A 14,265-nucleotide genomic window follows, 5' to 3' on the forward strand; every position below is an offset into this window, starting at 1 on the left:
TCCTCAAGAAAACCGCAAAGCCATCAGAAACCATCAAGTTATGAGTTTGACGCCACCACCCCTCACCCGTAGTCTTTGTTCACCAACGTAGCGAAGCTAACGCCAGACAGCAAACCCCGGCGATCAGTACAAACCCGCGTTATGACGGTTTCTGATGGACCTGGAAATCGCATCAAATAAAAGCAAGGAGACGAGCATGATCGATTCACGCCGACGCACGCTGCTGCGCGCAGCAGCCGCAGGTGCAGCAAGCACATTGGCTTTTCCCGCCATCACCCGCGCCGCTGCCGCCGAATACGTCTTCAAGTACGGCAACAACCTGCCGATGACCCATCCGCTGAACATCCGCGCAAAAGAAGCGGCGGACCAGGTGAAGGAAGCGTCGAAGGGCCGCATGGAAATCCGCATCTTTCCGAACAATCAGCTCGGCGGCGATACCGACATGCTCGCGCAAGTGCGCAGCGGCGGCATCGAGATGTTCACGCCATCGGCGCTGGTGGTCTCGACGCTCGTGCCCGTGGCCGCCATCAACGCCACGGGCTTCGCCTTCGCCGACTACAACCAGGTCTGGGGCGCGATGGACGGCAAGCTCGGCGCATTCGTGCGTGCGTCGATGCAAAAGGCCGGGCTCGAATCGTTCGAGAAGATGTGGGACAACGGCTTTCGTGAGACGACTTCCAGCGCGCGCCCGATCGCCAGCGCCGCCGACATGCGCGGTCTCAAGATCCGCGTGCCGGTGAGTCCGCTGTCCGTCGACATGTTCAAGGGGCTCGGCGCCGCGCCCACGAGCCTGCAATTCAGCGAGGTGTATTCGTCATTGCAGACGCGCATCGTCGATGCACAGGAAAACCCGCTGCCCATCGTTCAGGTCGCGAAACTCTATGAAGTGCAGAAGTACTGCTCGCTCACCAATCACATGTGGGACGGTTACTGGTTCGTGCTGAACCAGCGCGCATGGGCGCGTTTGCCGAAGGATCTGCAAGGCATCGTCGCGGATGCGTTCAACCAGGCCGCCATCCGCCAACGCGAAGACGTTCGCAAGCTCAACGACGCCGCCGTGGCCGATCTTCAGTCGAAAGGCCTCGCGATCAACCGCCCCGCCCCGGACACGTTCCGCGCCGCCTTGCGCCAGGCGAACTTCTACGGCCAGTGGAAGGGCAAGTTCGGCAACGAGGCGTGGAGCCTGCTCGAAGGCTATACAGGCAAGCTGGCCTGACACTGCCCCCGATCATGCCGTCCGTTTCGGAGACATCTTCATGGCGAACCCGGCCTTGAGTTCCACGCAAGGACATCTCGAACCCGTCGGCGCGCGCCGTCTGCTGCGTGCTTGCGACCGCGCGTTGATCGCACTCGTCGAAGGCGCATGCGCGCTGTTGCTGACGGCGGAAATCGTCGTGCTGCTGGCGGGCGTGATCAGCCGCTACGTAATGCACGCGCCCCTCGTCTGGTCCGATGAACTCGCCGGCATGATGTTCCTGTGGCTGTCCATGCTCGGCGCCGTGCTCGCGTTGCGGCGCGGCGAGCACATGCGCATGACGGCGCTCGTCAGCCGGCTCTCGCCGGCGCGCCGTGCGTTCGTCGATACGCTCGCCATCGTGCTTTCGCTCGGCTGTCTCGGTCTGGTGCTCGTGCCCGCATACGGCTACGCATCCGGCGAAATGGCGATCGTCACGCCCGCGCTCGAAATCAGCGGCGCGTGGCGCGCGCTTGCCTTGCCGGTCGGCGCGGCGCTGATGTTGCTGGTCGGCTTCATCCGGCTCGCCAGCGTGGCTCGCTTGCGCCATGTGCTCGTCGCGATCCTGATGACGGCTGTCGTCGCCGGTACCTTCGTGTGGCTCGCGCCCTGGTTCGAGAGCATCGGCAAGGCCAATCTGATCGTGTTCTTCGTGGGCGTGGTGGCGGTCGGCATCTTCTCCGGCGTGCCCATCTGTTTCTCCTTTGCGCTGGCCACCTTCGGCTATCTCGGACTCACGACCTTCACGCCGCTGGAAGTCATCGTCGGACGCATGGACGAAGGCATGTCGCATCTCGTGCTGCTCGCCGTGCCCTTGTTCGTGTTCCTCGGCCTCATGATCGAGATGACCGGCATGGCCCGCGCGATGATCCACTTCCTCGCGAGCCTCGTCGGGCACGTGCGCGGCGGGTTGTCGTATGTGCTGATCGGCACGATGTATCTGGTCTCGGGCATCTCGGGTTCAAAGGTCGCCGACATGGCCGCCATCGCGCCCGTGCTGTTCCCCGAAATGAAAGTGCGCGGCGCACAGGAAGGCGATCTCGTGGCGCTGCTCTCCACAGCCGGCGCGCAAACCGAGACCGTGCCGCCGAGCATCGTGCTGATTACCATCGGCTCGGTGACCGGGCTTTCCATCTCCGCGCTGTTCACGGCAGGCCTGCTGCCCGCCGCCGTGCTCGCCGCGATGCTGTGCTTCGTTGTGTGGCTGCGCTATCGCAAGGAGAACGTGGGCCATGCTCCGCGTCTTGGCCGCAAGCAGATCGGCCGGCTCTTCGTGATCGCGCTGCCCGCGCTTGCACTGCCATTCGTGATTCGCGCGGCGGTCGTGGAAGGCATCGCGACCGCGACGGAAGTCTCGACCATTGGCATCGTCTACTCGATGATCGTCGGCCTGCTCGTGTACCGGCGGTTCGAGTGGTCGCGACTCGGCCGCATGCTGGTGGAAGCAGCGACGCTCTCCGGCGCGATCATCTTCATCATCGGTTGCGCCACGGCCATGGCCTGGGCGCTCACGCAATCCGGCTTCTCGCAGGACCTCGCGCAGCTGATGACCGCGCTGCCTGGCGGCGCGTATGCGTTCCTCGGCATCTCGATCATCGTGTTCATCCTGCTCGGCAGCGTGCTGGAAGGCATTCCGGCCATCGTGCTGTTCGGCCCGCTGCTGTTCCCCATCGCGCGCATGGCGGGCGTCAACGAGATTCACTATGCGATCGTCGTGATTCTCTCGATGGGCGTCGGCCTGTTCTCGCCGCCGTTCGGCGTCGGCTATTACTCGGCGTGCGCGGTCGCGAAAGTCGATCCCGACAAGGGCATTCGCCCGATCGCAGGCTATATGGCCGCGCTGGTCATCGGTCTGATCGTGATCGCTGCAGTGCCCTGGATCTCCACCGGTTTTCTCTGAAGCACCAGTTGCAATGACAACTATCGGCGGCGCTGGCGCGTACTGCGCGCCGGCGGGGGCGTTCGCGCGCCCTCGCCGCCGCATCATCAAAAAGGAAACAACACAATGAGCCGATTCTTTGGCGAGATTCGCCAGGCCGGATACGTCGTGCGCGACATCGAGGCCGCCATGGACTACTGGAGCCGCGTGCTCGGCGTCGGGCCGTGGTTCTATAACGAACGCGTGCCTATCGAGGATTATCGTTATCGCGGGCAATCGTACGAGGTGCACAACTCGGTTGCACTCGCGAACTCGGGCAGCCTGCAAGTCGAGTTGATCCAGACGCGCAACGACGCGCCTTCGATGTATCGCGACTTCCTCGCGGCGGGTCACACCGGCCTGCAACACAATGCCTACTGGACCACCGATTTCGACGCCGATCTCGAACGCCTCACGCAGCAAGGTTTCGAAGTGGCGATGAGCGGCAAGGTAGGCGAGAACGGCCGCTTCGTCTACTTCGATACCGAAACCCATCCGGGCACGGTGATCGAGTTGTCGGAGATTGCAGGGCCGAAGGGCAAGCTGTTCGACCTGATCCGCCAGGCCTCGCTCGACTGGGACGGCAAGCAGGCCGTGCGTCCGTTTCCTGCACTGAGCAGCCTATGAACGCGGACGAATTCATCGAGGCCGATTACCTCGTCGAGACGCCGCTCGATCCCGCGAAGGTCGCGGACATCATGGCGGGCGAGCAGTCGAGCGGCACCTTCGTGCGCGTGGCGGGTGAGAGCGATGCACTGCGGGCGCGCAGTCGCGCCGTGGTGCTCAGCATCCGTGAAGAGGAGCCACTCGCGCAGCCTTCGCTGCGCAGCGCGTGGCTGGAGCGTCAGCACATCGGCGGGCCGTATCGAAGGGCGCGCATCACGTTGCGGTTTCCGGTCGCGAACATCGGCGTCAATCTGCCGACGCTGGCGGCGACCGTCGCCGGCAATCTCTACGATCTCGGCGAGACCACGGGGCTGCGCTTGCTCGACGTGCGCGTGCCGGCTGGATACCGCACGCAATTCCCCCAGCCGCCGCATGGCGTCGCGGGCACGCGCAAGCTGACCGGCGTCGCAAGCGGACCGATGATCGGCACCATCATCAAGCCGAACGTCGGTCTCACGGCGGACGAGACGGCGCAGCTCGTACGCAGTCTGTGCGAAGCGGGCGTCGACTTCATCAAGGACGACGAGATCAGCGCCAATCCGTTGCATGCGCCGATCGAAGCACGCGTGCGCGCGGTCATGGCGGAAGTGCGTGCCTACCGCGAAAAGACTGGCAGGAACGTGATGATCGCGTTCAACATCACCGACGAAGTCGATGCAATGCGCCGTCATGCGGATCTCGTCGAACGCGAAGGCGGGTCGTGCGTGATGGCGAGCATCAACTGGTGCGGCTTCTCGGCAATCGAGACCTTGCGGCGCTCAACGCCCCTCGTGCTGCACGCGCACCGCAACGGCTACGGGATGATGTCGCGCGATCCTGCGCTCGGCATGTCCTTCGCCGCGTATCAGACGCTGTGGCGTCTCGCGGGCGTCGATCATATGCATGTGCATGGACTCGCGGGCAAGTTCGCACAAGCCGATGAGGAAGTCATCGCCTCGGCGCGCGCGTGCGCGCAAGCTTTGGCCGAAGGTCTCGACGATGCCGTGCTGCCCGCATTCTCATCCGGTCAATGGGCCGGCACCGCGCCCGTTACGTTCGATGCCATGCGTAGTGACGATCTGCTCTTCATGTCGGGCGGCGGCATGCTCGGGCATCCGGGCGGTGTCGCGGCCGGCGTGGCGAGCGTGCGGCAGGCATGGGACGCGGTGCGGCAGGGCATATCGCTGGACGACTACGCGCGGCATGCGCCTGAACTCTCGGCGGCGCTCGCTTTCTTCGGCAGCCGCGCATGAGCGTCGCGCCCTACGGCTTCTATGGCGACGATTTCACCGGCGCCACGGATACGCTTGCCACGCTGCATCGCGCCGGGCTGCGCGCGATGCTGTTCGTCGAGCCGCCTACGTCCGAACGTCTCGCGAAGCTTGGACCGCTCGATGCCATCGGTCTCGCGGGCGCGGCTCGAACGCTTGCGCCGTCGCCCCTGCGCGCGCAGATACGGCAAGCCGCTGAAATTTTCTCGGCGCTGCGCGTACGCGTGATGCACTACAAGGTCTGTTCGACCTTCGACAGCGCGCCTGAAACCGGCAACATCGCAGTCGCGATGACGTGTCTGCGCGAACGCTTCACGAATCCTTTCGTGCCGATCATCGGCGGGCAGCCGAACCTTGGGCGCTATTGCGCGTTCGGGACGCTGTTCGCGACGGCAGGCGGCGCGGAGGTGCATCGCATCGATCGTCACCCGGCCATGAGCCGTCATCCGGTCACGCCGATGCACGAAGCGGATCTTCGTCTGCATTTCGAGCGGCTGGGCATGCGTATCGGCGCGATCGACTGGCGTGCATACGCGTTGCCGGATGCGGCGTTGAAAGAGGTGATTGACATGCACTCGGGCACGCCGCTGCTCTTCGACGTGCTCGACGACACGCATCTGCGCCGCATCGGGTTGGAGATGCATGAACGGGCGGCGAGTGAACCCGTGTTGGCAGTGGGCGCGAGCAGTGTCGCACAGGCTTGGACGCTTGCTTCGGCTTCAGATCACGACGGGGAAGCGGTGGCTGCGTTCGGTCCGGCTCAATCGCCTGTGTTCGTTCTCGCAGGCAGTCTCTCGCCGATGACCGCAGCGCAGATCGATGCCGCGCGTTCGTTTCATCGCATCGAACTCGACCCGCGCGAGATGGCTTCGCCGTCGTATCGAAGTGAACGTTGTGGGCGCATTGTCGAAGCGCTGCATAAGGGCATGCACGTACTGGCCTTCACGTGCCGCACGCCGCATCACGAACACTCCGAGGGCGAACCGCTCGCCGAATCCTGCGCGGCACTGCTGCGCGCAGTGATCGAACGCGCCGCGCCCCGGCGCATCGGCATCGCGGGAGGCGATACGTCGAGCCTCGGCGTGCATGCGTTGAAAGCGTGGGGTTTGTCGTGTCTGGCGACACTGGCCTCTGGCGTCACGGTGTGCCGCGTGCACTCCGATGACCCGGCGACGCACCGCATCGACTTGATGCTGAAGGGCGGGCAGATGGGCGGTGCGGAACTCTTCGAGGATTTCGTCGCAGGCATCGTGCGCTGAGGCACCGCGCAATTCATACCAGAAGAGGTAATAAACCCAGCAAAACAGTAAATAGACTAGTAATAATGTCGCTCCTATAGTTTTTCTGCCGACACACATGGCACATGCGTCACAGAGAAACTTTCGGAGATTGAAGACATGAATGCAGGATTGAACGAGATGCTGGCGCAAGCCTTTGCGGAAGCCACCGAACTCTATCAACAGCGCGGCTTTCAGCGGCGCGTGGGGTTCGGCAAGAAGCCCGCGCTGGTCAACGTCGATCTCGCGAACGCATGGACCCGCCCGGGCAATCCATTCACGTGCGAAAACATCGATGAGCAGATCATTCCGGGCGTGCAGCGCCTGCTCGCTGCATGCCGTGCGAACGGTCATCCGGTGATCCACGTCACCACGTGCTATCAGGTCACCGACCGCAACAACCCGCATACCGACATGGGGCTGTGGCACAACAAGATCCCCGTCGACGTCGTCTCCCAGGCCGATGAAAACCTGTGGGCCATCGACTCGCGCATCGCGCCGATCGAGGGCGAACAAGTGCTCGTGAAGAAGCGCGCGAGCTCGTTCCACGGCACCTATCTCGCCGGCTTCCTGCGCGCCGCGGGCGTCGACACGATCCTCGTCACCGGCGTCACCGCATCGGCGTGCGTGCGCACGACGCTGTGCGATGGCCTCGCCGAAGGTTTCCGCACGATTGCGGTGCGCGAGTGCATCGGGGATCGCGTGCCGGGCGCGGTCGAATGGAATCTGTTCGACATCGACGCGAAGTTTGCGGATGTCGAATCGGTGGACCGCTGCGTGGACTATCTGCATTCGGTGAAGGGCTAAGCATGGCGCGGACGCGGACCGGTTCGCCGGCCGTGTCCGCGCGCAAGTGCTCGGTTTGACGCGACTCATTACTGGAGAACGGGCAATGAACGAAAGTGCTTTACCGGGCGCAATCCTCACGGACGATAGCGCGCCGCATTCCTCCGCGATGGTCAACGCCACGTATCGTCGCATCACATGGCGGCTGATTCCGTTTCTGTTCATCTGCTACGTGGCGGCTTATCTGGACCGCATCAACATCGGCTTTGCGCAGATCCAGATGCGCACCGACCTCGGCTTCAGCGACGCGGTGTACGGGCTCGGCGCGGGCATCTTCTTCGCCGGGTACTTTCTCTTTGAAGTGCCCAGCAATCTCATTCTTGAACGCATCGGCGCGCGCAAGACGCTGATCCGGATCATGCTGCTGTGGGGCCTGACATCGGCCGGCATGATGTTCGTGAAGTCGCCCACGGCGTTCTATGTGATGCGCTTCATGCTCGGCGTTTTCGAAGCGGGCTTCTTCCCGGGCATGATCTATTACCTGACGTTCTGGTATCCGGCGGAGCGTCGCGGACGCGTGATGGCGCTGTTCCTGACCGCCGTGGCGATGGCAGGCGTGCTCGGCGGTCCGGTATCGGGCTGGGCATTGAACAATCTCGACGGCCTGCACGGTCTGCAAGGCTGGCAGTGGCTGTTCCTGGTGGAAGGATTGCCGTCGTGCCTGCTCGGCATCGCCGCGTTCTTCTATCTCGATGACAAGCCGCGCGATGCACGCTGGCTCAGTGACACCGAAAAGGCGCTCGTGCAGCATCAACTCGATGGTGAACGCGACACCGCATCCATGTTCGAGCGGCACGGCTTCGGCGGCGCGCTGAAGAACGCGCGCATCTATGCGCTGGCCTTCGTGTGGTTCACGTTCATCTGCGGCGTCTATGCGATCAGCTTCTGGCTGCCTGCGCTGATTCGCGGCGCGGGCGTCACCGATGCATGGTCGATCGGCCTGTTCTCGGCGATTCCCTACGGCGTCGCGGCCGTCACGATGGTGCTGGTGAGCCGTCACTCGGACCGCACCCGCGAGCGCCGCTGGCACACGGCCGGCTGTGCGTTGATCGGCGCGGCGGCGTTGTCGGCCATCAGCGGCACGGGCACGGACCTGACGCTGGCGCTCGCCTGCATCAGCGTGGCGACCGCCTGCATCTTCACGCTGCAGCCGCTTTTCTGGGCCATTACCACCGACTTCCTCGCAGGCACGCGCGCGGCGGCGGGCACCATCGCGTTCATCAACAGCCTTGGGCTGCTCGGCGGCTTTGCGAGCCCGAGCATGCTCGGCTTCGTCAAGAGCATGACGGGGAGTCTCAACAACGGCTTGTTCGTCGTATCGGCCTTGCTGGTGATCGGCACGCTGGTCACGCTGCGTTCGGTGGACCGGCCGGTAAGATAGTGCGCTCGTTCAGCGCGCAGGGAGGCCCGCCGCAGCATGCGTATCGATGTCCATCACATCCGGGCCTTTCTCGCGGTCGCGGACGCGCTCCAGTTCAGCGTCGCCGCTCAGCGGCTGCACATGACCCAGCCGGCGCTGAGCCGCATCATCAAGGCGCTGGAGGAATCGGTGGGCGCGGCGCTGCTCGCGCGCACCACGCGGCGCGTCGAGCTCACCAACGCGGGCCGCGTCTTCGCCGAGCACTGCCAGCTCGCGCTCACGCATATCGATCAGGCCGTGACGCTCGCGCGCCGCGCGGAGGCGGGCAACCTCGGGCATCTGCGGATCGCGTACATGGACTTCGCGATCAACGGCACCTTGCCCGCGATCATCGAGGCGTTCGGCAAGAAGTTTCCATCGATCAGCATCGATCTCGTCCACATGCCGAGCACCTTGCAGAAGGAAGCGATGCTCGATTCGACCATCGACGTGGGCTTCATGATCGGGCCGTTCGCGGCGCCCGGCGTGGAGACTCGCGTGTTCGGCCGGGAGCCGATGGTCGCGCTGCTGCCGGCGGCGCATCCGCTGAACAGCAAGAAGACACTGCGTCTCGCCGATCTCGCGCACGAGCGGTTCGTGCTCGGCACGCCGCATTCGTGGGAAGCCTTTCGTCACCACTTCTTTTCCATTTGCCATCGCGCGGGATTCGCGCCCGCCATCGCGCAGGAGGCCTCGACGAGCGACGGCATCATCGGCCTGGTCGCGGCGAATACCGGCGTGAGCGTCTATCCCGAATGCATCCGCAATGTTCAGCGCAGCGGCCTGCTTGTGCGGCCGCTCGCGGACAAGGACACGGAGATCGACATGGTCGTGTGCTGGCGGGCCGACACGCGCAACCCGTCGGTGGAGACCTTCGTCGGCGAACTGCCGGCCGCCACGCCGCAGCGCGCGGCGCGCAACCGGGTACGCCGCTAGCGCGCCACCGCCGAACGCATGCCTTCTTGCCGCCGCACGATCCAGTTGAACAGCGGCGTGGCCATCAGCGTGCTGAGCACGGCCATCAACACGAGAATGGAGAACAGGCCCGGCAGGATCACGCCGGCTGCCAGCCCGATGTTGATGATGATGAGTTCCATCAGGCCGCGTGCGTTCATCAATGCGCCGATCGCCATGGCATCGCCGGAAGGCTCGCCGTTCAGACGCGCCGCCGCCCAGCACGCTATGCCCTTGCCGCCGAACGAGGCCAGCAGGATAGCTACCGCGGCAAGCATGATGGCGGGGTCCATCAGCATGTCGAGCCGCGTGTTGAGGCCTGAATAAGTGAAGAACATCGGCAGCAGGAACACGACGACGAAAGGTTCGAGCATGTCGCGCAGTTTCTCCGTCAACGGGCCGCGCGGCAGCGCGACACCGAGCAGGAAGCCGCCGAACACCGCGTGAATGCCGATGGCGTCCATGGCGAACGCACACAGCGAGAACAGAACGAGCACGATGGCGAGCACGCTGGAAGGCAAGGGCGCGTCCGGATTGAGGCCTTCCGCCAGGCGGCGCAGCAGCTTGTTGCCGGCGAAGATCATGAACAGCGCGAAGCAGACGCCGCCGCCAATGGCGGTATACGCGCCCATCCACGAGCCGCCGAAGCTCGCGAGCACAATGGCGAGAATGCACCAGGCGGCGGCGTCGTCGCATGCGCCGGCGGTCAGCGCCAGCGTGCCGAGCGACGTGCCGGCGAGGCCGCGTTCATGAATGATGCGCGCGAGCATCGGAAAAGCAGTGATGGCGATAGCGGCGCCGAGGAACAACGAAGCTTCGAACAGCCGCGCCTTGATGGCGAACAGTCCGGGGATGGTGAGCAGCCAGGGCGCGAGCGCGAATGCCAGCGCGAAGGGAACCACGATGCCGGCGAGCGATACACTCAGCGCACTCCTGACGCGTGCGCGGAAATGTTCCGCGCGAAACCCGGTGCCGATGAGAAACATATAGAGACCGACGCCCAACTGTGCCGCCACGTACAGCATGCCCATGGTGGCCTTCGGAAACAGCGCCTGCTGCCAGTGCGGCAACAGCAGCCCGAACAGCGAAGGCCCGAGCAGCACGCCCGCGATCATCTCGCCGACGACCTGCGGCTGTCCCACGCGCCCCGCGAGTCGTCCCACCAGCTGGCTTGCGGCGACGATCACGGCGGCCTGCGCGAAGAAGTACACGGATAGCTGGGAAATCGGCATTGACTTCAGGGGTGCGTGAATGAACGACCGCAGTCTGAAGGGGGGGCGGACCGTCTGTCAATGTTTCGCGGGATCGCCGGTCAGCGCGGGTTGTTTGCCACAAAGCGCTGGTATGCCGAGTAGCTGGCCTTCTGCGTCTTGCCGTCGTTCTTCAGAAGACCGTATGCGCCTTCGCCGCCGTCCGGATCGTCATAGAGCTGATAAGCCTGAATGGCTTGCAGGTTGTACTTCGACGCCACCGCGGCGAACTGCGCCATCATCGTGCCGCCGACCAGATACGCGGCGATCTGGTCATCGTTGCCGTATTCCGGGCGTACGCCGAATTCCGTCAGCCAGATGGGCTTGCCGAGTTGCTGAAGTGCGGCGAGCACATCATGGCAGCCCGTGCCGCCGCAGGCATGCGTGATGTCGCCCTGGTCCGAATACCAGTGCCATGCCGTGATGTCCCAGCTCAGCACGGGATGGCCGCCGGAGCCGTCGGGCTGCGTGCCGCTGGCAAGCATCTGGTCGAAGCCGTAATGCATCCACGCGCCGCCGCCCATGACGATCTTGCCGCTTGAGTCCACCGAGCGAATCCCGTCGATCATCCCGCGAATCACGCCGCGCGCCTTCTGGAACTTCGTGTTGTCGAAGTGCTGCGGATAGACGCCGTCCACATTACCCGTGAGCGCATCCGCGCCCAGCTCGTTGCCAACCTCGTAGTACGCGTAACGGTAGGCGCTTGCCGTCAGTTTGCCGAGCGTATAGCCGGCGTTGTAGGCGTCGCTTTCGCTGTTGTAGTCGATGCCGGACAGAAGAATCGGGAAGACGGTGACTCCGCCGGCGGCCATGGTCTTCGCAATGCCGGCCAGCTTGTTTGCGCTCGCCTGGTTATAGACCTCGTTGCGATAGAGCCTCGCGCCGAGACTCTGCAGTTGTGAGAGCTGCAAGGCGGGGCTGGAGATGTCGTAGGCGCCGCCTTCGTTGTTATGGCCGTTGACGCCGTAGAAGATGGGCTTGGCGGTCGATGCAGCGGCCGTGGATGGCGTGACGGGGTTCGAAGTTGCGGCCGCGGTGTTGCTCGGTGTGTTGCTCGATGTGCTGCCCGCGATGTCCGCAGAAGCCGCGGCGCTTGTGCTGACCGCGCTGGTCATGCTGGCCGATGAAGCGGGCGTAGCGCTGGAAGTGGCGGCGATGCTGGATGCGGTATCGCCGGCAGTGCTGCCACCGCCGCCACCGCCGCCGCAGGCCGCGAGCAGCAAGCTCATGGTCAGCGTGCTCGCGAGTGACGCTGCTTTCATTGCGACGGCAAGGTGATTCGAACTTTTATTATTCATATTGATGGCGACGTACTGACGTTATCCGGTTCATCGCGACGAGTGCGCTGTTGCGCGGATGCGGCGTACAGGCGAGCGTTTCCAATGCACTCCGCGGTGCAGTCTTTTCACGATGGAACGAAAGGACGCGAGCATGGCGAAGCCCGGGGCACACTGCCCGCACATGTTCACGACTTGAAGGAACGGCGAAACGAAGCCAGCAACGCTGGCTCGGAACTGATGATCTATAAGGTTTTAATTGCCGAATTGCTCGGCGGAGAATTCAATACTTTCCGGATTGCCTGCGACGGAGCCAAGATTACTTTCTCATCGTAAGAATGTAAACGCGGTTTCGGTAGGAAAGTAGTAACCGCTGAAACATTTTTAAGGCGTTATTACTCGATCCGGCTATTTATATGAGCAAAGCATTGGGGCCAAGCGCGAGGCTGCCTGTCGAGAACATCAGCGAGAAAGCGCGAGCGAACGGCATACCGTCCACGTAGAGGATGGATAACTGCGATTTTCAGACGTCTCTGGCACGATTTGCCTGACGCTGCTAGATTACCCCTGCTGCCGAATCGTAGATCTCGTGAGACTTCGATGACCGACAAGAACGCATCCCCACGCTCCGCAGTGCCTTCGCTGATTCTTATCGCGGCCGTCGTGGCCGTGCTGGTCGCGGCCTTCGCGTACACGGCAGGCTGGCTGTCGCCGAAGCGCCTGACGCCCGCGAAGATAGTCGGCAGCCTTGCGCCTCCCGGCGGCGCGGTGCCTGGCTTCAGGCGCAATCACGCGAAAGGCATCTGCTTCACCGGCGACTTCGAATCCAATGGCTCGGGCGCAACGCTCTCCAAAGCCAAGATGTTCGCGCCGGGCACCTACGCCGTCACAGGACGCTTCAATCTCGCGACGCCCGACCCGAAGGCCTCGGATGCCATGGCGCGCGTGCGTGGTCTCGGCTTGCGCATCGTCACGCCGGATGGCAGCGAATGGCGTTCTGCGATGATCGATGCGCCCGTCTTTCCAGTCGCCACGCCGCAAGCCTTCTACGCGCTGCAACTCGCACTCGCGAACAAGGCCGATCCCCAATCGATGCAGAAGTTTTCCGCCGCGCATCCCGAGATCGCGGCGTTCGGCGCGTGGGCAGGCAGCGCGCCCTGGACGTCCTCCTATGCGGAGGAGCGCTTCAACAGTCTCAACAGCTTCGTGTTCTCGAATGCGGACGGACAGGATCAGGTCGTGCGCTGGTCCTTCGTTCCGGCGGCCAAGGTCGAGAACATCAGCGCGGCACAGCTCAAGGAGAAGGGCGCCAACTTCCTCGATGCCGAGATCACCCAACGCGTGCAGAGCGCGCCGCAACGCTGGGCCTTGGTCGTGACCGTCGCGAATCCCGGCGATCCCACGGCGGACCCGAGCAAGGCCTGGCCTGAAGACCGCCACACGGTGGAAGTGGGCACGCTCGTCGTGAAGCAGATCGAACCCGAGCCCGACGGTCCATGCCGCGATCTCAACTTCGATCCCACCGTGCTGCCCGCGGGCATGCACGTGTCCGACGATCCTTTCCCGGCCGCGCGCTCGGCTGCGTACTCGGTCTCGTTCAACCGGCGCACCGCCGAAGACAAGGACTATCCGCACACGCCCGCCGAAGGAGCCCGGCAATGAACGCGATCAACGAGCGGTTCTCGCCGCTGCAACGCGCCTTGCACTGGGTCATGGCGATCTGCATCCTCGCGATGCTGTTCATCGGCGTCGGCATGGTGTCGACGGTGAAGCCCGAGTATCTGACGCTCGTTTCCATCCACAAGCCGCTCGGCGTCACGATACTGATCCTCGCGCTGATCCGCCTGGTGGTGCGCATCACGCGCGGCGCGCCGCCTTTGCCCGCCGACATGCCCATGCCGATGAAACTCGCGGCCAAGCTCTCGCACTACGTGTTCTATGCGCTGATGATCGCGTTGCCGCTGCTGGGTTATGGCATGTTGTCGGCGGCGGATTATCCGGTCGTCGTGGCGGGCATGCGCATTCCGTCGCTGCTGCCGCATAGCAATTCATTGCATACGCTGCTGTGGAACGCGCATCGCTTTCTGGCCCTGTGCTTCTTTGCGTTGATCGTCGTGCATCTGGCGGCCGCGCTGTTCCATGCGCTCGTGCGGCGCGACGGCGTCTTTCACGCGATGGCGCCATGGAAGTAAGC

Annotated in this window: 13 protein-coding genes; 11 read left to right on the forward strand and 2 right to left on the reverse strand. The window is 63.8% G+C overall.

The window, feature by feature from the left end:
• Nucleotides 1-196: 196 nt before the first annotated feature.
• From QCE62_RS15770 to QCE62_RS15805, 8 genes are all read left to right on the forward strand, one after another.
• Entirely contained in the window at nt 197-1,216 is a 1,020-nt protein-coding gene (locus QCE62_RS15770) for a TRAP transporter substrate-binding protein (protein ID WP_309920067.1), read from the forward strand.
• Between the two features lie 40 nt (nt 1,217-1,256).
• Nucleotides 1,257-3,134 (forward strand): TRAP transporter large permease subunit, encoded by a 1,878-nt coding sequence (locus QCE62_RS15775; protein ID WP_309920071.1) that lies wholly within the window; start codon nt 1,257-1,259, stop codon nt 3,132-3,134.
• Between the two features lie 105 nt (nt 3,135-3,239).
• A complete protein-coding gene (locus QCE62_RS15780) occupies nt 3,240-3,779 on the forward strand; it encodes a VOC family protein (protein ID WP_309920074.1) in 540 nt (179 codons plus the stop codon).
• Nucleotides 3,776-5,050: a ribulose-bisphosphate carboxylase large subunit family protein gene (locus QCE62_RS15785; RefSeq protein WP_309920077.1), complete on the forward strand. Its 1,275-nt coding sequence runs from the start codon at nt 3,776-3,778 to the stop codon at nt 5,048-5,050. Before QCE62_RS15780 ends, QCE62_RS15785 begins: the two co-directional genes overlap by 4 nt.
• On the forward strand, nt 5,047-6,327 hold the full coding sequence (locus QCE62_RS15790; RefSeq protein WP_309920079.1) for a four-carbon acid sugar kinase family protein: 1,281 nt from the start codon (nt 5,047-5,049) through the stop codon (nt 6,325-6,327). Before QCE62_RS15785 ends, QCE62_RS15790 begins: the two co-directional genes overlap by 4 nt.
• A gap of 138 nt (nt 6,328-6,465) precedes the next feature.
• A complete protein-coding gene (locus QCE62_RS15795) occupies nt 6,466-7,152 on the forward strand; it encodes an isochorismatase family protein (protein WP_309903726.1) in 687 nt (228 codons plus the stop codon).
• A gap of 85 nt (nt 7,153-7,237) precedes the next feature.
• The gene (locus QCE62_RS15800; RefSeq protein ID WP_309920082.1) at nt 7,238-8,572 is read left to right on the forward strand and encodes an MFS transporter; all 1,335 of its coding nucleotides are present in this window, start codon (nt 7,238-7,240) and stop codon (nt 8,570-8,572) included.
• A 36-nt stretch (nt 8,573-8,608) separates the two neighbouring features.
• Nucleotides 8,609-9,526: a LysR family transcriptional regulator gene (locus QCE62_RS15805; protein ID WP_309920086.1), complete on the forward strand. Its 918-nt coding sequence runs from the start codon at nt 8,609-8,611 to the stop codon at nt 9,524-9,526.
• Here QCE62_RS15805 and QCE62_RS15810 read toward each other — a convergent pair.
• Both QCE62_RS15810 and QCE62_RS15815 read right to left on the reverse strand, forming a co-directional pair.
• A complete protein-coding gene (locus QCE62_RS15810; RefSeq protein WP_309920088.1) occupies nt 9,523-10,776 on the reverse strand; it encodes a cation:proton antiporter in 1,254 nt (417 codons plus the stop codon). The genes QCE62_RS15805 and QCE62_RS15810 overlap by 4 nt on opposite strands.
• Nucleotides 10,777-10,856: 80 nt before the next feature.
• Nucleotides 10,857-11,705: a lipopolysaccharide biosynthesis protein gene (locus tag QCE62_RS15815; RefSeq protein ID WP_409017860.1), complete on the reverse strand. Its 849-nt coding sequence runs from the start codon at nt 11,703-11,705 to the stop codon at nt 10,857-10,859.
• 67 nt (nt 11,706-11,772) lie between these two features.
• Between QCE62_RS15815 and QCE62_RS15820 the strand changes: the two genes are divergently transcribed.
• The 3 genes from QCE62_RS15820 to QCE62_RS15830 all read left to right on the forward strand — a co-directional run bounded on the left by QCE62_RS15820 (nt 11,773) and on the right by QCE62_RS15830 (nt 14,263).
• Nucleotides 11,773-12,072: a hypothetical protein gene (locus tag QCE62_RS15820; RefSeq protein WP_309922919.1), complete on the forward strand. Its 300-nt coding sequence runs from the start codon at nt 11,773-11,775 to the stop codon at nt 12,070-12,072.
• A gap of 599 nt (nt 12,073-12,671) precedes the next feature.
• Nucleotides 12,672-13,733, forward strand: a complete 1,062-nt coding sequence (locus QCE62_RS15825; RefSeq protein WP_309920091.1) for a catalase family peroxidase — start codon at nt 12,672-12,674, stop codon at nt 13,731-13,733.
• A complete protein-coding gene (locus QCE62_RS15830) occupies nt 13,730-14,263 on the forward strand; it encodes a cytochrome b (RefSeq protein ID WP_309920094.1) in 534 nt (177 codons plus the stop codon). The genes QCE62_RS15825 and QCE62_RS15830 overlap by 4 nt, the downstream gene beginning before the upstream one ends.
• The last annotated feature ends 2 nt before the right edge of the window (nt 14,264-14,265 follow it).

Origin of the sequence: Caballeronia sp. LZ033 (genome assembly GCF_031451265.1) — a bacterium.
In the GTDB taxonomy this organism is placed as follows: domain Bacteria; phylum Pseudomonadota; class Gammaproteobacteria; order Burkholderiales; family Burkholderiaceae; genus Caballeronia.

Excerpts from the sequence above, each read along its gene's own strand:
- QCE62_RS15780 (WP_309920074.1), top strand. The coding sequence starts at position 3,240 with ATGAGCCGATTCTTTGGCGAGATTCGCCAGGCCGGATACGTCGTGCGC.
- QCE62_RS15785 (WP_309920077.1), top strand. The coding sequence starts at position 3,776 with ATGAACGCGGACGAATTCATCGAGGCCGATTACCTCGTCGAGACGCCG.
- QCE62_RS15810 (WP_309920088.1), bottom strand. The coding sequence starts at position 10,776 with ATGCCGATTTCCCAGCTATCCGTGTACTTCTTCGCGCAGGCCGCCGTG.
- QCE62_RS15770 (WP_309920067.1), top strand. The coding sequence starts at position 197 with ATGATCGATTCACGCCGACGCACGCTGCTGCGCGCAGCAGCCGCAGGT.
- QCE62_RS15775 (WP_309920071.1), top strand. The coding sequence starts at position 1,257 with ATGGCGAACCCGGCCTTGAGTTCCACGCAAGGACATCTCGAACCCGTC.
- QCE62_RS15790 (WP_309920079.1), top strand. The coding sequence starts at position 5,047 with ATGAGCGTCGCGCCCTACGGCTTCTATGGCGACGATTTCACCGGCGCC.
- QCE62_RS15825 (WP_309920091.1), top strand. The coding sequence starts at position 12,672 with ATGACCGACAAGAACGCATCCCCACGCTCCGCAGTGCCTTCGCTGATT.
- QCE62_RS15795 (WP_309903726.1), top strand. The coding sequence starts at position 6,466 with ATGAATGCAGGATTGAACGAGATGCTGGCGCAAGCCTTTGCGGAAGCC.
- QCE62_RS15800 (WP_309920082.1), top strand. The coding sequence starts at position 7,238 with ATGAACGAAAGTGCTTTACCGGGCGCAATCCTCACGGACGATAGCGCG.
- QCE62_RS15805 (WP_309920086.1), top strand. The coding sequence starts at position 8,609 with ATGCGTATCGATGTCCATCACATCCGGGCCTTTCTCGCGGTCGCGGAC.
- QCE62_RS15830 (WP_309920094.1), top strand. The coding sequence starts at position 13,730 with ATGAACGCGATCAACGAGCGGTTCTCGCCGCTGCAACGCGCCTTGCAC.